The organism is Shewanella sp. SP2S2-4, assembly GCF_031932025.1.
In the GTDB taxonomy this organism is placed as follows: Bacteria; Pseudomonadota; Gammaproteobacteria; order Enterobacterales; family Shewanellaceae; genus Shewanella; species Shewanella baltica.
The window spans coordinates 1-18,162 of sequence record NZ_JAUOER010000024.1 but is presented as its reverse complement, the minus strand read 5'-3'; the positions used below and the strand labels follow the sequence as shown (position 1 = coordinate 18,162).

General features: G+C 45.5%; 16 protein-coding genes, 3 tRNA genes and 1 rRNA gene. 9 read left to right on the top strand and 11 right to left on the bottom strand.

What is annotated here, in order from left to right; genetic code table 11:
- Positions 1–614 precede the first annotated feature (614 nt).
- Positions 615–1,178 carry an acetate uptake transporter gene (locus Q4Q54_RS16925; RefSeq protein WP_006085788.1) on the top strand — a complete coding sequence of 188 codons (564 nt, stop codon included), beginning with the start codon at positions 615–617 and terminating at the stop codon, positions 1,176–1,178.
- A gap of 71 nt (positions 1,179–1,249) precedes the next feature.
- On the opposite strand, the gene Q4Q54_RS16920 is transcribed toward Q4Q54_RS16925, so the two are convergent.
- Positions 1,250–1,720, bottom strand: coding sequence for a YcxB family protein (locus Q4Q54_RS16920; protein ID WP_311989048.1), 471 nt, complete (start codon positions 1,718–1,720; stop codon positions 1,250–1,252).
- Positions 1,721–2,017: 297 nt separating this feature from the next.
- Here Q4Q54_RS16920 and Q4Q54_RS16915 point away from each other — a divergent pair, with 297 nt between their 5' ends.
- The gene (locus Q4Q54_RS16915; protein WP_311989047.1) at positions 2,018–2,344 is read left to right on the top strand and encodes a DUF1971 domain-containing protein; all 327 of its coding nucleotides are present in this window, start codon (positions 2,018–2,020) and stop codon (positions 2,342–2,344) included.
- A 153-nt stretch (positions 2,345–2,497) separates the two neighbouring features.
- Here the strand turns inward: Q4Q54_RS16915 and Q4Q54_RS16910 are convergent, their stop codons facing one another.
- Positions 2,498–2,914, bottom strand: a complete 417-nt coding sequence (locus Q4Q54_RS16910) for a VOC family protein (RefSeq protein ID WP_006080581.1) — start codon at positions 2,912–2,914, stop codon at positions 2,498–2,500.
- A 56-nt stretch (positions 2,915–2,970) separates the two neighbouring features.
- On the bottom strand, positions 2,971–3,585 hold the full coding sequence (locus Q4Q54_RS16905; RefSeq protein WP_220592224.1) for an NADPH-dependent FMN reductase: 615 nt from the start codon (positions 3,583–3,585) through the stop codon (positions 2,971–2,973).
- A gap of 147 nt (positions 3,586–3,732) precedes the next feature.
- Here Q4Q54_RS16905 and Q4Q54_RS16900 point away from each other — a divergent pair, with 147 nt between their 5' ends.
- On the top strand, positions 3,733–4,356 hold the full coding sequence (locus Q4Q54_RS16900) for a metalloregulator ArsR/SmtB family transcription factor (RefSeq protein WP_311989046.1): 624 nt from the start codon (positions 3,733–3,735) through the stop codon (positions 4,354–4,356).
- A 140-nt stretch (positions 4,357–4,496) separates the two neighbouring features.
- Here Q4Q54_RS16900 and Q4Q54_RS16895 read toward each other — a convergent pair whose 3' ends face one another.
- Positions 4,497–5,423 carry a tetratricopeptide repeat protein gene (locus Q4Q54_RS16895; protein ID WP_006085782.1) on the bottom strand — a complete coding sequence of 309 codons (927 nt, stop codon included), beginning with the start codon at positions 5,421–5,423 and terminating at the stop codon, positions 4,497–4,499.
- A gap of 161 nt (positions 5,424–5,584) precedes the next feature.
- On the opposite strand from Q4Q54_RS16895, the gene Q4Q54_RS16890 reads away from it, so the two are divergent.
- Positions 5,585–6,292 carry a 16S rRNA pseudouridine(516) synthase gene (locus Q4Q54_RS16890; RefSeq protein ID WP_311989045.1) on the top strand — a complete coding sequence of 236 codons (708 nt, stop codon included), beginning with the start codon at positions 5,585–5,587 and terminating at the stop codon, positions 6,290–6,292.
- Between the two features lie 164 nt (positions 6,293–6,456).
- Here Q4Q54_RS16890 and hmpA read toward each other — a convergent pair whose 3' ends face one another.
- The 6 genes from hmpA to Q4Q54_RS16860 form a co-directional block, all read right to left on the bottom strand.
- Complete coding sequence (hmpA, locus tag Q4Q54_RS16885; protein ID WP_311989044.1) at positions 6,457–7,650, bottom strand: NO-inducible flavohemoprotein; 1,194 nt, start codon at positions 7,648–7,650, stop codon at positions 6,457–6,459.
- A gap of 259 nt (positions 7,651–7,909) precedes the next feature.
- The gene (locus tag Q4Q54_RS16880; protein ID WP_311989043.1) at positions 7,910–9,535 is read right to left on the bottom strand and encodes a methyl-accepting chemotaxis protein; all 1,626 of its coding nucleotides are present in this window, start codon (positions 9,533–9,535) and stop codon (positions 7,910–7,912) included.
- A gap of 166 nt (positions 9,536–9,701) precedes the next feature.
- Positions 9,702–9,788: transfer RNA gene (locus tag Q4Q54_RS16875), tRNA-Leu, on the bottom strand.
- Between the two features lie 86 nt (positions 9,789–9,874).
- Positions 9,875–9,961, bottom strand: a tRNA-Leu gene (locus Q4Q54_RS16870).
- 54 nt (positions 9,962–10,015) lie between these two features.
- A tRNA-Phe gene (locus Q4Q54_RS16865) sits at positions 10,016–10,091 on the bottom strand.
- Positions 10,092–10,320: 229 nt separating this feature from the next.
- Positions 10,321–11,082, bottom strand: coding sequence for an outer membrane protein assembly factor BamD (locus Q4Q54_RS16860; protein ID WP_006085778.1), 762 nt, complete (start codon positions 11,080–11,082; stop codon positions 10,321–10,323).
- 122 nt (positions 11,083–11,204) lie between these two features.
- Here Q4Q54_RS16860 and rluD point away from each other — a divergent pair, with 122 nt between their 5' ends.
- The 3 genes from rluD to clpB all read left to right on the top strand — a co-directional run bounded on the left by rluD (position 11,205) and on the right by clpB (position 15,686).
- Positions 11,205–12,179, top strand: coding sequence for a 23S rRNA pseudouridine(1911/1915/1917) synthase RluD (rluD, locus tag Q4Q54_RS16855; protein ID WP_006080591.1), 975 nt, complete (start codon positions 11,205–11,207; stop codon positions 12,177–12,179).
- Positions 12,180–12,914 carry a peptidoglycan editing factor PgeF gene (pgeF, locus tag Q4Q54_RS16850; RefSeq protein ID WP_063883692.1) on the top strand — a complete coding sequence of 245 codons (735 nt, stop codon included), beginning with the start codon at positions 12,180–12,182 and terminating at the stop codon, positions 12,912–12,914.
- Positions 12,915–13,112: 198 nt separating this feature from the next.
- On the top strand, positions 13,113–15,686 hold the full coding sequence (gene clpB, locus Q4Q54_RS16845; protein WP_006080593.1) for an ATP-dependent chaperone ClpB: 2,574 nt from the start codon (positions 13,113–13,115) through the stop codon (positions 15,684–15,686).
- A 252-nt stretch (positions 15,687–15,938) separates the two neighbouring features.
- On the opposite strand, the gene Q4Q54_RS16840 is transcribed toward clpB, so the two are convergent.
- The gene (locus tag Q4Q54_RS16840) at positions 15,939–16,406 is read right to left on the bottom strand and encodes a DUF4124 domain-containing protein (RefSeq protein WP_311989042.1); all 468 of its coding nucleotides are present in this window, start codon (positions 16,404–16,406) and stop codon (positions 15,939–15,941) included.
- Positions 16,407–16,500: 94 nt separating this feature from the next.
- On the opposite strand from Q4Q54_RS16840, the gene pssA reads away from it, so the two are divergent.
- Positions 16,501–17,334 carry a CDP-diacylglycerol--serine O-phosphatidyltransferase gene (gene pssA, locus Q4Q54_RS16835; protein WP_311989041.1) on the top strand — a complete coding sequence of 278 codons (834 nt, stop codon included), beginning with the start codon at positions 16,501–16,503 and terminating at the stop codon, positions 17,332–17,334.
- A 749-nt stretch (positions 17,335–18,083) separates the two neighbouring features.
- Positions 18,084–18,162: ribosomal RNA gene (locus tag Q4Q54_RS16830) — 16S ribosomal RNA — on the top strand; the annotation flags it as partial.

The following is an 18,162-nucleotide window of genomic DNA, read 5'->3' as shown; positions in this document are numbered from 1 at the left end:
ATTCGCTTCAAGTAAATCTGATGTTTAAGTGCTGAACCATTGGCTTAGCATTAGCCATTATCCCAACTGATATACCTGTTTAGCTTAGTATCGGCGATAAGGGCTTTATACAAAGCTTATGCGATGATGGCGTCGCGTTTAATTTATGGATTAGCTTCTAGGGAAAATCTGGCCCCGAGGAGTCGGTATGTTTAAAAAGTGCCACTTACATCACCTTAATCATGGATTTGCGATGGAGTGCTATATTCTTACTGTTTTAACCCCAATTTTGATTAAGGTTTTAAGGGGGCATAATGTTAAACCATGCGGCAGTTATAAAAAGTTGCATTAAATGCGATATGAAGCAGGTTGTAGCAGGTTAGCTGTCTAGAATATTGAATTGAAAAGAATTAATTTTTAACTCAATTTCTGATGTGGTTTTCTTGCTAACATTATTTACTTAAGCCTTTGTTTTTAATCTGTATTTGTTCGCACTTATTCATTTTTAATGATTTCATTGCCAAGGTTGTGGCTATCCTCTAGAATGCGCGGCTCTCGCAGGTGCGCGAACATAAGGTTGACGGTTAATGCCGTTGATTTTTATTGAATTATTGATTTTTCTCTAGGGGAACTCTGTGTCTACAAAACTGGCTAATCCAGCGCCATTAGGTTTAATGGGCTTTGGTATGACAACGATTTTGTTAAACATTCATAACGCGGGATATTTCCCTATTGATTCTATGATCTTAGCCATGGGGATTTTTTACGGCGGCATTGGTCAAGTGATTGTGGGTATTATGTGTTTTATGCGCGGTGATACTTTCGGTACGACGGCATTTACCTCTTATGGTTTGTTTTGGTTAACATTAGTGGGATTAATCCTAATGCCTAATGCGGGCATTGCGGCGAGCCCAACGTATTTTATGGGCTGGTATTTAACGCTTTGGGGCATATTCACCGCATTTATGTTTGTGGGTTCTTTACGTTATCCACGAGCTAAGCAATTTGTGTTTGCTTCTTTGACTGTCTTATTTTTCCTATTAGCGGCGCGTGATTTCACGGGCAGCGCCTTGATTGGCACTATTGCTGGCTTTGAAGGGATCATCTGTGGTGCGAGTGCGATTTATTTTGCGATGGCGCAGGTGCTCAATAATGAGTATGGCCGCACGATCTTACCGGTTGGTGAATTGAAAAAGTAATGCCGCAGTGATGAATACTGGTGAAAAGGCTGATAAAAATCAGCCTTTTTTATGGGTGTTTTTTAGCGGGACTAGATTTTAGTTTTAATATAGGCCACAGCCGCATCATCTAGGCTACGGAGGGATACATAACTCGTGCCAGCCTTGTGGGTGATCAAGAAGCCTTTTTCAGTTTCTTTAATCCGGTAAACGTCGGTCCACAAAATTTGACTGGTCACTGACATGGATTGAGTGTGGATCCCTTGTTCATCAATGGTGAGCGTGACCTCATTGCTGGCCGCTTTACTCATCATTTGACGCATTAACCACCATGCCTTGTGATACTTCACATTGAGTGCATCGATAACGCCGAGTCCAACGAAAAAGTAAGCTAAATAGAGGCTAATGTCAGCAAAAATTAGTGCGATACCTATCAGGGTCAACCCTATGGCTTTGTAGTAAGGTTTGAGCGTGGGATCAGGTACGACAGATTGGGTATAGCATTCATCGAAATGCGCTTTATCTAAAATATAGGTCGTTGAGTAAGAATAGGGTGTGGGCATGATGTCATCTACTTTAGGTGCTACTTAATGCGGGCTAGTGTAGCGATTACAGTGATGAAAGTAACTAAAGTCACTAATTCATAAAGCCACTAATGCATAAAGTCGCTAATGTCTAAAGTGCTAAGGTCGCTAGCGTGAGTATAGGTAAGTGCGGCGTCGCGTCCTAGGCCAATGTTGGGATGATCTCTTCGATAAAGCTAACACTGGGAGTTGGACAGAAATGCTGCAACGGCTATATTAGTCTTGTCGTCAGCGTTATTCGATCCCCATGAGTTCCTCAAGGAGTGCGAAAGCATAATGGCCTTAGTCCCTAAAGATTTTGTTAATTACAAATCAACGCCGGTTTTCAGCCGTGACAACGTCCCTAAAATGTTGTTGCACATGCACAATACTAAGGCTGGTGTGTATGGGCAGCTCCAAGTGCTCACCGGCAGCTTAAAGTTCTATGGCTTTACGGGCAGCAGAGGCGAGTTAGATAAAGAAATCATCATTCGCGCCGGTGAAACGGCCATTTCTCATCCCGAGTATTGGCACAAAGTGGAGCTACTGACAGAAGATACCCAGTTCAGACTCCACTTTTATGCCCATAAGGATTCGGCTATAGTGGCGCAGCAACAATCCTAGCGAAGTGAATAGTGTCTAACATCTAACATCTAACATCTAACATCTAGCACCTAACATCTAGCACCTAACATCTAGCAACTAACACTCAGTTCAATTCGCACGGTTCGCGGCTGCAGTTGGCCACTTTTTTAATAACGATTTACGCTAATACCGCTAATAGCGATTTCGCTCCGCCGGAATATCAGTTAAATACTCGACAAATTCCACTTCAAAACCATGGGCGTCAAAGAAGTAAATATTACGCCGATAGGGATCTTCCATGCCATCTTTGGCAATCGGGAAGCCTGCTTGGGTCAATCTTGCTATCACAGCATCTAAGTTGTCGGTGACAAAGGCAAAATGCGCCAGTCCAATTTGATGACCCGTTAAATCTCGGTTTTCTCCCTCACCATTGTCACTAAAAGCAATGTATTGATAATCATCGCCAAAATGAATCCAATTGCGAGGTTTGCCGTACCAAGTGCCTTTATCGCCACCACGAACACGCCAGTGGGGAAAAGCCGCTTGATAAAAGCGCAGTGCTGCGGGGATGTCGTCTACGACTAAGTTGATATGCTCTAAATGAATCATAATGCGTTCCTTGTAATGATTTTAGTCTGTTGCTGGTGGTTAAAATCTCAAGCCGCCTACATACCGTAACAGTATTCCTGCTGCTTTGGGTACGCTTGTCCGGCATGTTGTTGACGAATGGGCGCTAATGCTTGGGCGTATTGATGCAGCATATACAAGCTGTACTGCACTCTTTCCCTGAGTGCGATATCTCGAGCACCTTCGGGAACGGCATTGAGTACATTGCTAACATTGCGGATGATCAAGTGATCGGGAATGGGCACTAATTTATTGTTTTTGAGTGCATTCATCTTCACTTCAACGATGGGATAAGTACCGCCAATTCCGCTTGAAACAGAAATTAACAGTGCCGGTTTATGGGCGGTTTCTTCGCGAGTACACATCAATAAAAAGTTCTTCAGTAGTGGTGATGCCATGCCGCCCCATTCAGGGGTGATAAGCACCAGCGCATCGGCTTCATCGACGCTTTGTTCTATTTCGGGCCAGTGCTCCCCCTTATTGTCTTCCTCTCCATCCCAAAATGGCAGGTTAAATTGGCATAACTCTAAGTGATGTATGCTGGCGTAACCCATGGCATGGGGAGATGAGAAACTGCTTTCGGCAATATAACGACCGACTTTAGCACTTTGGGAGTCGGGTCTTTGGCTGGTGCTGATGATGAGTAACTTCATTAAGTAAACCTATTTGTTTATAAATTATTTATAAGGTAATTACTTTATTTAATCTTGTAAAGGATAAAGTAAATAAAAAAGTTTATTTAATCTATTAAAGCGGTACTGGATCGGAGATAATGCGCTGGCTACCATCGGAGAGTTCAGATGAAAACCACTGATAAGATTATTCAATTGCTCAAGTTACATGGCCCACTTACCGCTAAAACCTTAGCGGAGGAATTGGCGTTAACGACGATGGGTGTGCGTCAACATCTTCAGGCATTGGAAGACGCAGGCGATGTGGACATCGAAGATAGAGTTGAAGGTCGTGGCCGCCCAACGCGTTACTGGGGATTAACTGAACAAAGCCGCAGTCATTTTGCCGATCGTCATGAGGAATTGACGGTACAGCTAATTGATTCGGTGAAAATGATCTTTGGCGACCAAGGCTTAGATAAGCTTATCGACCACAGGGAGCAAAGTGCGTTAGTTCAGTATCGTGCCGCTATGGAAGGGGCGATAGATATTCCGACACGTTTGGCCATCCTCGCGAAATTACGCTCGAACGAAGGTTATATGGCGACGATGGAACAGGTAGATGGCGTGTATTTTTTACTCGAAAATCATTGTCCTATCTGCGCCGCAGCGACTAAGTGTTTAAACTTTTGCCGCTCAGAGTTACAACTTTTCCAGCAATTATTCGCCGATATCGCGGTGGTGAGTCGCGAAGAACATATCATCGAAGGTGCACGCCGCTGTGCATATAAGATTGAGGCTATTCCTCACTAGTGGGACTTAAACCGCTCATTTATGGCGCTTTATCTTTAGGATAAAACGCCACTGAGCGCCAACGTCATATATCAAGCGTTAGTGCGGAGCTTAAAACTTAAAGCTTAGAACTTAGAACTTAGAACTTAGAACTTAGTAGCTTAGGGCTTTTCAGGTTCGTGATAGGCCAATAAGGTCTCGAAACGAGCATGCCCTTTAAGTTGTGAAAAATCCGCCTCATCTAAGGCCAGTTCCTTGAAGGATGCGCTGTTATGAATGGCGCGCTCTAAATCAGAAATCGCTCTATCTTCAACCCCTAAGCAAGCAAAGGCGCAGGCTCTTTGATAAAAAGCGTGGGCGTTAGTCGGGTCAACTTCCAGAACGCGATTACACAGGCTTTGTGCCCAGTTAAATTCGCGCATCTCCATTGCGGCGTCGGCCTTATAGGTCAGGGCTTCTAAATCCCCAGGTCGAATCGTGAGGATCTCATCATAGACTTCAATCTTCTGCTCTGGCGTTTGCGCACTTTGCGCCCGTAGCCAGAGGTTATGGATTTCATTGATAATCTCAATCTCGCGATTATTGTCCGTGATAGTACGGCTCTTACGCTTGAGTTCTTGCTCAAGTACTTTGAACTTTTCTTCGTATTGTTCGGCAATACTTTGCAGCTGGTTAGCAGCCAGTTTGGCGGTGTGCGTTTTGATTTCTCGCAGGGATTGCCAACCGATAAAGGCGACTAACGAGGCGACACCCGCGATGATGTAGAAGAAGTAAGTTACAGTGACATTGGCGTAGTTCATCGATTTGTCGGCTACGGCGAGTTCGCGGTCGGTGATGTCGATGGTGAGACGACGCTCGAGATCCTGTTGATCGTGTCTGAGGGATTTAAGTTCATCGAGGACGTAACGCTCGACCAGCGGTTTATCATGGATAGCGGAGGGGCGAGCCGCTTCAGGAGGATTAACTGCATCGTTCGCTTGGGCGAAAAAAGAGCTCGCTAGCGTCACTAAAAACAAGGCTAAAAATAGCAGGTTCGAACGTATTAAAACGGGACTTGCGGATAAGTTTTTGATGCGGTAACCACTCACAGTAAGATGAATTGAGCGCCTAGCTTAACAAATTTTACCTCGTTCGATCCAATTTAGCTCTGAATTGCCTTTGTGAAGATTCGCAGCATTGGCTCGCTATGAGCCGAACTTGCATCCTGCTAGAATGGCTATCTCATTCATATTTCGTCATTTGTGGTGTTATGCAATCTAAGCGCGGCCGACTCGATCGTTATCTTTGTACCCAGTTACACACTCACCGTAAAGCAGTGCGTGAACTGCTATTATCGGGCCGAGTGTGCGTCGATGGATTGATAGTGAAAGATATGGATAGGCAAGTGGATGAGTTTTCCCACATCCAACTCGATGAGCAAATACTGCAGGCTAATGTGCCCGTCTATGTGATGCTCCACAAGCCGATTGGAGTGGTGAGTGCTACCAAAGATACTCAGCATAAAACTGTGATTGATTTGCTTGATTGCGAAGCCCGTGATGAGTTGCATATCGCCGGCAGATTAGATTTAAACTCTTCGGGTTTGTTGTTATTGACCAATGACAGCCGCTGGTCTGATGCGCTGATGTCACCTACACACAAGGTCGACAAAGTGTATCGGGTTACCTTAGCTAATCCCATAACCGAAGAATACATCGCTGCATTTGCCGAAGGGATGTATTTTGGCTTTGAAGATATTACAACCCAACCCGCTAAGCTGGTTATCCTCGCTGATAACGTGGCTGAAGTGACTTTACATGAAGGTAAGTATCATCAAATCAAACGGATGTTTGGTCGGTTCCGCAATCCGGTTGTTGGCCTGCATCGATTATCGATAGGCGATATTGTGCTTGATGAAAAGTTGGCACCGGGTGAAAGTCGCGCACTGACTGCCGCTGAAGTGGCCTCTATCCGTTAAAAATGATGAACAGAAAAGTACATCAAGCATTCATCGTTCTTATCGTTATTGTTTGCCATGCTAACAATGAAAGCTAAGCATAAAAGCTAAGTACAAAAGCTAAGTGCAAATCTAAGCATTCAAACGGACCTGAGCGTGAATTTTCTCAAGTCCGTGCCATGCCATTAAAGATCGGCGTGGGGGCCGAACACTTCATAGTGCATGTTTTCAGCCGCGACACCCAGAGCGAGTAGTTGCTGCTTGATGGCGGACATGAATCCAAGGGGGCCGCAGAAATAATAACGTGCGTGTGGAAGCAGCAGTTCGGCGACTTTACTTAACTCCATTTGCCCTTCGAAATCATAATCTTCACCTAACGTATCGGTTGGGGCTGGCTCACGATACCAAACATGACTCGTCAGATTATGATGTTGTTGGCGCTTGGCGTGAATCGCCTGTTTGAAGCCGTGTACGGCGCCTTGCTCACAGGCATGCAGCCAAGTAATAGTGCTGGGATGTTGCAGCTTGAGTAATTGATTGAGCATACTTTTCATCGGTGTTTGGCCTACACCAGCTGAAATAAGTACTACGGGCGTGTCCGCCGCGACTTCTAGGGTAAAGTCCCCCGCGGGTGGCATTACCGCGATTTTGTCGCCGATGTGTATCGCATCATGCAGCAGGTTCGACACTTGTCCGCCGAGTTCGCGTTTCACACTGATGCGGTAGCTGGTGCCATTTGGTGCATCGGATAAGGAATATTGGCGGATTTCTTCATATGCCAAATTCGGGTGTGTTAGCTTCAAACTTAAATACTGACCAGGGATAAAATCTTTAACGGGCTTGCCATCTTCGGGCGTCAATATGAAGGAGGTGATGACTGCTGACTCGGTATTTTTCGCGCTAATGACAAACTGACGCTCACCCAACCAGCCACCATCTTGCTCTGCATGCGCTTGATAAATTTGTGCTTCTCGTTGAATAAAAATGTTGGCTAAAAACCCATAGGCCTGTGCCCAAGCTTCTAACACTTCTTCTGTTACCGCATCGCCCCCTATTTCTTTAAGCGTTGCCAATAAATGGCTGCCGACGATCGCATATTGCTCAGGTTTGATCAGAAATCCCGTATGTTTTTGGGCAATGCGCTCTACGGTTGAACTCAGTACCGCTAAGTTTTCGATATTTTTTGCATAGGCTGCGACGGCATTGAACAGGGCTACAGGCTGACCACCAGAATGTTGGTGCGCCAAATTGAACACATCTTTTAGTTCAGGATTATGTTTGAACATACGTTGATAAAAATGGGTCGTCAGCGCAGGGCCTGCAGATTCGAGTAAGGGAATAGTGCTCTTGATAACTTGGATTGTACGGCTGTCCAACATAGAAAATCCTTAACGTGTAAATATTATGAATGTTTAATGAGTTTAAAGATCTATTTGATTTGGATCAATAGAGATTATCGCTATCCGTGCTATCGATAACGAGGCTGAGTTCATTTGAAGTGTTCAATAAAAGGAGAAATTAAATCGAGAAATGATGAAACGGATATTTTATTTCAATGGGTTACAGATGATGTGAATAAAGGAGTTTGACTGCAACAGCAAAAATGGTTGCAGTCGTTTTGTGGTTGATTGAGTTAAATTAGAGCTTAAATGCGCTCACTTGATTGCGCATGCTGCTGGCAAGCTTAGTCAAATTAATCACAGATTCACTTAATTCAGCCGCCGAAGCCGTGGAATGCTCGGCGATATCGCTGATGGCAATAATGCTGCGATTAATACTCTCGGCAACGCTACTTTGTTCTTCAGCGGCGGTCGCAATGTGGGTATTCAGCTCGGTGATGCTGTCTACTGAGGTGACAATTTCTTTCAGCGCTTGACCCGCCTGATTGGCTTTATCGTTGGCATCATCTACTTGATTGATACCGATTTCCATGGCGCTGACGGCTTCTTTAACCCCTTGTTGTAGGGTGGCAATCATGGCCTCAATTTCTTGAGTCGATTTTTGGGTGCGTTGCGCTAGGGTGCGCACTTCATCGGCCACGACTGCAAAGCCGCGACCTTGCTCTCCCGCCCGTGCGGCTTCGATGGCGGCATTGAGTGCAAGTAAATTGGTTTGTTCGGCAATGCTCTTAATCACATCGAGTACGCGGCCGATGTTTTGGCTTTCATTAGATAAAAATCCAATGACCTGCGCCGTTTTTTGAATTTGATCAGAAAGCTGCGACATACTGCTAATCGATTGCATCACAATATTATTGCCGTTAGCGGCATAGGTATCGGCATCTTTGGCTGAATCCGCTGCGGCAGATGCGCTTTGGGCGACTTCGGCAACGGTGGCCGTCATCTCATTCATGGCCGTTGCAGTCTGCTCCGTTTCGGCTTGTTGCTGTTGCATCCGTTTATTGGTGGCTTGGGTGAAGCTACTTAACTCATTTGCCGAACTGTTGACCGTAGTTGCCGCCTCGGCAATGGAATGAAGAATGCCCCGTAAGTGTTCAATTACTTGGGTGAGGCTCGTGGATATTTGCCCTAGCTCATCGTGATTAAAAGTGGTGAATCTGACGGTGAGATCTGAGTCTTGATGGATCCTTTTCAGTTTACCGAGGATGTCATTAATGGGATTCATCACGCTGCGATTGACCCAGAGTCCAATCACAATACTGATGATCATGGCGGCACAGGCTAATGCCACAAAAATAGTGATTGAAGATTGATAAATGGCATTTACACGATCTTTTTCTTCGCCCGCTACGCGGATTTGCAGTGCAATCAGTTCAGATATTTGGTTGCTGATAGGATCGATCGCTTGGTACAGCGGCAGGATATTGGCTGAGAGTTGGCTTGAAACATCGCCGTTTAATCCTCTTAAGCGCGAGATCAGGGTATCAATCTGTTGATTCGCGGAGGAGAACAGCACTTCGGCTTGTTTTACGAGTCGGGATTCTTCTGAGGTAAGCTCGGTAGATAGGTATTTTTGCCAATGTTGAGTAATAGTCGATTTGGCACTGTCTAGCGTTTCAGCCGCTTGCGAGGCGGTGAAACCACCCGCGTTCGCCTTATTGACCGCATCGATAACATCGACCGCATACTTATCGGCAATCACTTTTAAGTCATCCAGCGGCACCACTCTGTCGTTATAGATGCGTTCAACACCCGACTCAATGTTGCCCATCATATTAATGGCGAGAAAACCAATCGTCAGTAACATTGCAAGGGGGACCAAAATACCGATAAACATTTTTTGTTTTATTTGTAGACCGTTCATATGGGATAGCCTCAGTGAACTAAAGAGTCCTTTAGGCAGAGCTCGAGCTATCCCTACGATGAGTCTGTAACATTAGGTATAGCAAATCAGCGGAAAGAGGGGAGAGTAACAGAGGATTTATTTTGTTTTAGATACAAAAAAGCCTCGCTAAGCGAGGTTTAAATGTTGGTACAGATGAGAGGACTTGAACCTCCACGCCCTTGCGAGCACCAGCACCTGAAGCTGGCGTGTCTACCAATTCCACCACATCTGCATGGCTATCCGAAATTTCATCGAATGAGTAATCTCAAAACCGAAGAAACAATCTTAATGCTTCGTTTCATTCGTTGAACTGCAATTTGGTACAGGTGAGAGGACTTGAACCTCCACGCCCTTGCGAGCACCAGCACCTGAAGCTGGCGTGTCTACCAATTCCACCACACCTGCACTGTACCTATTGCAGTTCTCTAACATTAGTCGCTGTAGCAACCAATTTAAAGATGGTGCCCGAACCCGGAATCGAACCAGGGACACGAGGATTTTCAATCCTCTGCTCTACCGACTGAGCTATTCGGGCGACGGGCGCAATTTAAAGGCTTTTCGGGTTTTGAGTCAATAGATTTTTACTAAATAACGTAAAAAGTGACTCGGTTGGATAAGATTTACACGAAAGTGTCATTTACGCTGCAAGTGGCGAGCTAAAAATAGTCAAACCACTATCCACGCTGGGGACTTAGCAATATCCAGTGATGGGTTAACTTGGGTAACAAAGCAAAAAAATGCCCCTATTAAAGGGGCATTCTCGGCTAGTTTGATAAGATTTCATTGTTTGGATAGTTAGCTTGCATTACCATGAGCACGTTTTGCTTCAGCTTGCTCTGACCTAATTCGCCATAAGCTTCTATCATTATCTCTAATGCCCGTTCATTTGAAGGGGTGCCAGGATATGTTTCCATTACAGATTGTGCTCGGATTGCTGCGGCGCTCCATGCATTCATCTTGAGATAATATTCGGCAACTTGGATTGAATATCTTGCTAAGCGATTCTTCAACGCTAACATGCGTTTTTGCGCATCGGCGGCATATTTGCTGTTAGGGTAAGTTTTGATAAGACGATCAAAATCTTTGAAAGCATCTTGAGCATTTTTAGGGTCACGATCGGTTCGGTCGATATTAAGCATATCGTGGAACAAGTAGTTGTCGGCTTGCATGTTCACTAAACCGCGCATATAGAACACATAGTCAATATCAGGGTGTGTAGGATTAAGACGGATAAATCTGTCTATGTTCGCAATCCCCGAAGCGACATCGTCCATTTTGTAGTAAGCATAAATCAGGTCTAACTGGACTTGAGTTTTGTGAGGTCCGAAGGGGAAGCGTGAGTCTAACGCCTCCAAAGAACGGACAGCTTTAGAGTAATTGCCAAGTTCCATAGAGGTTCTTGCCTGAGTGTAAAGCACATCAGGTGACGTTTTGGCGGCAATATCGTTATCATCAGGGCTGCTGCTACAGGCTGATAACGCTAGTGAAAATAGGACTAAGGTAACGCCTTTGGAAAATTTATACATACTTGAATTCAATTCTTTTTAAGTTGTAGTTAAGAATTTTTCCATTTCACTATAAAATAGAAAACATCCGATTGTAACAGATAGCACACATTTTTTGACCCCTAAATGGGGATACGGTTCCTATGACACAAGAGATTAATCTAAAAAGCGAGATTTCGGCAACACAAACTGGACTGAGATTAGATCAGGCCCTAGCAGAGTTGTTCCCAGATTACTCGCGCACGCGCATCAAGGAATGGATCCTATCTGATGCAGTTCATGTTGACGGCGTTGTCGTTAATAAGCCCCGCGAGAAAGTTTATGAGCTGCAACAGATACTCATAGACGCCACTCTCGAAGAAGAAGTCCATGCCGCGGCGCAGGCCATTGATCTGGATATCGTCTATGAAGATGACGACATCATCGTGATCAACAAGCAAGCTGGATTGGTGGTTCACCCAGGTGCTGGCAATGCCGATGGCACTTTGATGAATGCACTATTGCACCATTGTCCTGATATTGAGCATGTGCCACGTGCAGGTATTGTGCATCGTCTGGACAAAGATACAACAGGTTTGATGGTCGTTGCCAAAACCGTTGAAGCGCAAACGCATTTAGTTGCCGCTTTGCAGGCCCGTGAAATCACTCGTGAATACGAAGCGATTGTTATGGGGACTATGACAGGTGGCGGTACAGTGGATGAGCCTATTGGTCGCCATCTTACCAAACGTACTCACATGGCCGTGCTGCACTCAGGTAAACCTGCGGTGACGCATTACCGTGTTGCGGAAAAATTCCGTAACCACACGCGTCTGAGATTACGTCTAGAATCTGGCCGTACTCACCAGATCCGTGTGCACATGGAATACATAGGCCACGTGCTAGTTGGCGATCCTGTGTATGGTGGTCGTCCAAAACCGCCTAAAGCCGCGAGCCCAGAGTTTTTCGATATCCTGAAAAACTTCAAGCGCCAAGCGCTGCACGCAGTTCGTCTAGAATTAGCTCACCCAGTGAGTTGTGAAATCATGAGCTGGCAAGCGCCAATTCCTGAAGACATGGTGATTTTGACTAAAGCACTGCGTCAAGACACGGTAGAGCATCCGATCGAGTATCTCTAAGTGTTTGATCACGATTGGCCTGTTCCTGCTAATGTTGGCATCGCTATGACAAATCGTCATGGCGGTGTGAGCTTGCATCCCTATGACAGTTTGAATCTTGGACTGCATGTCGGTGATGCTGAACAGCAGGTGATGGCTAATCGTGAATTACTCTGCAAACAATTAGCGTTAGCCGCCAAACCTGTCTGGCTTGAGCAAGTCCATGGTACCCATGTGCTCAATTTAGATATGCTGAGCTTAGCTCAGGCTGCTGATACGCCGATTGCCGATGCCAGTTATAGCCGAACTGCGAGCCAAGTTTGCGCTGTAATGACCGCCGATTGTTTACCTGTATTGCTGTGTAATCAAGCGGGAACTGAAGTGGCAGCGGCCCATGCCGGTTGGCGCGGTTTATGTGATGGCGTGATTGAGGCCACCGCGGCGCAGTTTAGTTCTCCTATGGATGAGTTGATTGCTTACCTAGGCCCGGCCATTGGTCCACAAAAGTTTGAAGTCGGCGTCGAAGTCAAGCACGCATTTTGTGGGTTACATCCACAGGCGGCAGCGTGTTTTATTCCCCGTGGTGACAAGTATCTGGCCGATATTATTGGCTTGGCTAAATTACGCTTGAGTTTACTCGGCATCAAGCATATTTATAGCGCCGATATCTGCACTGTCAGTGACACCGATTACTTCTCTTATCGTCGCGATAAGGTGACGGGGCGCATGGCATCGTTGATCTGGCTTAAGTCTTAAGTTAATTCCCCTACAATTTATATTTATTTCCGCGTTATCCGCTTGAATTTGGCTAAATAGCCTCCATCTTTTAACTAACGAAATGTAATACCAATCCTATTAAGATTTCTTCATTAGCGGTACTGATTTAACGCCACTAAATTGGCAAGATATCTTGTGGATTGGCATATCTCTACTATGTGAGTTTTAGGAGGCTGTATGCGACTCGATCGTATGACCAATAAATTTCAGCTTGCCATCTCAGATGCCCAGTCTCTCGCACTCGGGCGTGATCATCAGTTTATTGAACCGCTGCATTTGATGATGGCATTGTTGAACCAAGATTCAGGTTCAATCCATCCCTTATTGACCCAAGCTGGCATTCGCGTGAGTGCGCTGCGCTCGCTTTTGAGTCAAGAGCTGGAACGCTTACCTCAAGTCGAAGGTACGGGCGGCGATGTGCAATTATCCCAAGGTTTAATACGTTTATTAAATCTGTGCGATAAATTGGCGCAAAAGCGTAAAGACAAATATATCTCTAGCGAGTTATTTGTATTAGCTGCGTTAGAAGGAGGCGATGCCCTCGCGCAGGCATTGAAAAAAGCCGGCGCGACCAAAGAGTTGATGGAGCAAACCATTGAACAAATGCGCGGCGGCCAAAAAGTGGATGATCCGAACGCTGAAGATCAACGCCAAGCGTTGAAGAAATTTACTATCGATCTGACCGAGCGAGCCGAACAAGGCAAGTTAGATCCTGTGATCGGCCGTGACGATGAAATTCGCCGCACGATCCAAGTATTACAACGTCGCAGTAAAAACAACCCCGTCCTTATCGGTGAACCGGGTGTGGGTAAAACTGCAATTGTTGAAGGACTTGCCCAGCGTATCGTTAATGGTGAAGTCCCCGAGGGGATTAAAAATAAGCGCGTCTTATCCCTCGACATGGGCTCATTGATTGCGGGCGCTAAATATCGCGGTGAGTTCGAAGAACGTTTAAAAGCGGTATTGAATGAGTTAGCGCAGGAAGAAGGTCAAGTGATCCTCTTCATCGACGAGCTGCATACTATGGTCGGCGCCGGTAAAGGTGAAGGCGCAATGGATGCGGGTAACATGCTGAAACCTGCGTTAGCGCGTGGTGATTTGCACTGTGTGGGCGCTACCACGCTTGATGAGTATCGTCAGTACATTGAAAAAGATGCGGCGCTTGAACGTCGTTTCCAAAAAGTGCTGGTGGATGAGCCAAGTGTTGAAGACACCATCGCCATTTTGCGTGGACTGAAAGAACGTTACGAGCTGCATCACCATGTGGAAATTACCGATCCGGCGATTGTGGCGGCGGCGACTATGTCGCACCGTTATGTGTCGGACCGTAAGTTGCCCGATAAAGCGATCGATTTGATCGACGAAGCGGCATCGAGCATTCGCATGCAGATGGACTCAAAACCTGAGTCACTCGACCGGCTCGAACGTCGTGCTATCCAGCTCAAACTGGAGGAGCAAGCGTTAGCCAAAGAAAATGATGAGGCGAGCCGTCGCAGGCTTGACCATCTGCAAGAGGAATTACGAGACGTTGAAGCTAAAGCTTCAGAGTTGAACGAAATCTGGCGTACTGAAAAAGCCGCACTAGCGGGAACTCAGCACATTAAAGCCGATCTCGAACAGGCTCGAATGGATTTAGAAGTGGCGCGTCGTGCGGGTGATTTAACTCGGATGTCTGAGTTGCAATACGGTCGTATTCCTGAGCTTGAAAAACAGCTCGATTTGGCATCGCAAGCCGAAATGCAGGACATGACGTTATTGCGTAACAAGGTCACTGAGTTCGAAATCGCCGAAGTCTTGTCGAAAGCGACGGGAATTCCCGTATCGAAAATGCTTGAAGGCGAGCGCGAAAAATTACTGCAAATGGAAGTGGCGCTGCACGAGCGGGTGATTGGCCAAAACGAAGCCGTCGATGCGGTCGCGAATGCGATTCGTCGTAGCCGCGCGGGTCTGGCGGATCCAAATCGCCCGATAGGCTCGTTCCTGTTCTTAGGCCCAACGGGTGTGGGTAAAACTGAGCTGTGTAAATCACTGGCGAGGTTTTTATTCGATACCGAATCGGCCTTAGTGCGCATTGATATGTCTGAGTTTATGGAGAAACACTCAGTATCGCGTTTAGTGGGTGCGCCTCCTGGATACGTAGGTTATGAAGAGGGCGGCTACTTAACGGAAGCCGTTCGTCGTAAACCGTATTCAGTGATATTGCTCGACGAAGTCGAGAAAGCGCATCCCGATGTGTTTAACATCTTACTGCAAGTGCTTGATGATGGACGCTTAACCGATGGTCAAGGTCGTACTGTAGATTTTAGAAATACAGTGATCATCATGACCTCGAACTTAGGCTCCGACATTATCCAAGAAGGATTTGGTCAAGTGACCTATGCAGAGATGAAAGCGGCGGTAATGAATGTGGTTACTCACAGTTTCAGACCCGAGTTTTTAAACCGTATCGATGAATCTGTGGTGTTCCATCCATTGGATGCTGCCAATATCAAGCGTATTGCTTCGATACAGATTGCTTCCTTACGCCAACGTTTGGCGGAAAAGGACTATACATTGGAGATCACCGACGACGCATTATCATTGATTGCGGAAATTGGTTTCGATCCTGTGTATGGCGCAAGACCGTTGAAACGGGCATTGCAGCAAGAAGTCGAAAACCCGCTGGCGCAGAAATTACTGCGTGGCGACTTGTTACCGGGTAAACCGATCAAGGTCAGCTGTGCGGGTGGCGAGTTAGTGTTCGAGCAATAACCAGTAGCTAGTCACTTAGTGTGTTGTTTGAGTGTGATACGTTAATCGCAAGCTTGAAGTTGGATAGATTGAAATAGGCGAACTGAAATAAGCGTTCTTGAATGAACGAGCTTGAAATAAACTATCTTGCAATAAGAGATAGCGCTTTCTTAGTCAGTATCGCTCCCGCTTCAAGTACTAAAACGAAAGGAGCCGAGTTTTTAACTCGGCTCCTTTTTTATTGCTTCAGCGTTAATCGTTCTTTGTTAATGGCTACTTCTTATCACAGAAGAGTTTGATTCTTTCCTGTTGCTGAGCAATCGAGGCTTGGCGGTCTTCCTCTGTCATAGCAACAGATTCACCCGAATCGGAAGTTTGGCGGATAAGCTTAGTGTGCGTCGTGAGAATATCTAAATTGTGTTTTGCACTCTCACAAATGGATTGAGCCTGTTTAGCATCTTTCTCTTTGATCAGCGCAGTTGACTTTTCTAATTCATTGGCTTCAGAAGTGGCTTCTGCTTTCTTTACAGGTGCGATAAAACCCACTTTCGCCTGCTCTAAATCTTCACTGTAGAGCTTTTCTGCTTTGATGTTTTCTTGTTGTGGGGCTTGTTGGCTGTAATGCGTCACCCCATTTTCATCGATCCAAGTATAGATAACGCCCGCAGAAACGGGGCCAATGAAAAGGCCGAGCCAAAACCATCGGCATAGCATAGTGCTGAACGTGTTCACTTTTAACATCGAAATCATCCCTAACTGGTCTCTCATCGACATGATAATAAAATATGTTATCTTGAAAGCTAACTTCTCTTCACCGAACTAGCGTAATAAGTGTATGCAAAATTCTTCAAATCAAACAGTAAAGAATAAAGGTATCTATTTATTACCGAACCTTTTTACCACAGCGGGTTTGTTTTCTGGTTTTTATGCCGTAATTGCTTCCATGAATGCTAACTTTGAAGCCGCAGCGATAGCCATTTTTATTGCCATGATCTGTGATGGGCTCGACGGCCGAGTAGCAAGGCTGACTAATACCCAAAGTGATTTTGGTGCTGAGTACGACAGTATGGCCGATATGGTGTCCTTCGGAATGGCGCCCGCACTACTCGCCTACAATTGGGCATTAGCGGACTTAGGTAAAATTGGTTGGCTGGCCGCATTTATCTATTGTGCAGGTGCGGCACTCAGGCTTGCTCGATTTAATACGCAAGTTGGCGTTGCCGATAAGCGTTACTTTCAAGGTCTCGCCAGCCCGGCTGCCGCCGCTGTTATTGCTGGCAGCATTTGGCTTGGTAATCAATACAGTCTCGATGGAAAAAATATCAGTTGGATTGCAGCCCTTGTGACTGCGGCAACTGGTCTATTAATGGTCAGTAATTTTCGCTATCACTCTTTTAAAGAAATTGACTGGCGTGGCAAGGTTAATTTTATCGTGATCTTACTGGTCGTCGGTGTATTTGTGGTGGTGTCAGTTCAACCTGCATTGATCTTATGCGTCGGTTTTTACTTATATGCGATTTCAGGTCCGATCATTACGATTCGAACTGTGAGAAAACTTAAAGTCGCTCATATTGTCGGTGATGATACGGTGACGAATGTCGAGAGTAATTCCTCAACTCAAGCTGCAGCACAAACACAAAGCGCTACAAATATCGAAAAAGAGAAATAAGAAGAGCATAAATCTTAGGGCTCGTGCTTTTGATCATTACTTATCATTAGCTAGGTGTAAACAAGAGTAAGACATCACAGTGGGCATGACGCTTTTAGAGGTTTGCTGATAGATATTACGAAAAATAGCTATCAACTTTTGTTTATGCCTATTCAATCTATTAAAACTCCAGCAATAGGCTATTCCTTCTGCCAAACTTATCAACCCAAACAGCGATATTGCTCAGTATTGCATTATATTTCTGCAGTTTGGTGGTTATTTATTCGCTTGGCGCAGGTTGTTAAAAAAGCCCTTGCACAAAATCTTCTGCTCCCTATAATGCGCATCCACTGACACGGCAGACAGCGTTAAGCAGCCTGATGTGACAGTTCATCGATGAGTTTACTGATTGATGAGTGTTGAGAAAGTTTGCAAAAACTCCTTGACGCGAAACGGGAAATGCGTAGAATACGCAGCCCTAGCCAACTGGAAGCGTTCGGCGCTCAGTGTGATACTCACCTTCTCTTACGAGGTTGAGTTGCTCTTTAACAAGATAAAACAAGAAATCTGTGTGGACACTCACAGGTGTTGAGTTAATCGAAACTGCTTAACCTTCGGGTTGGCAGTCAAAAATTTAAATCAACCAATTCTTTCACGAGAGTGATGAGTGTTCATAGCAATATGTACAAAGACTTACTACTTATTTTCGAATAAATAGGAGTCGAACAGAATTCGTTGAGCCGTTTGACGTAAGTCAAACAACAAAACTTTAATTGAAGAGTTTGATCATGGCTCAGATTGAACGCTGGCGGCAGGCCTAACACATGCAAGTCGAGCGGCAGCGGGAAG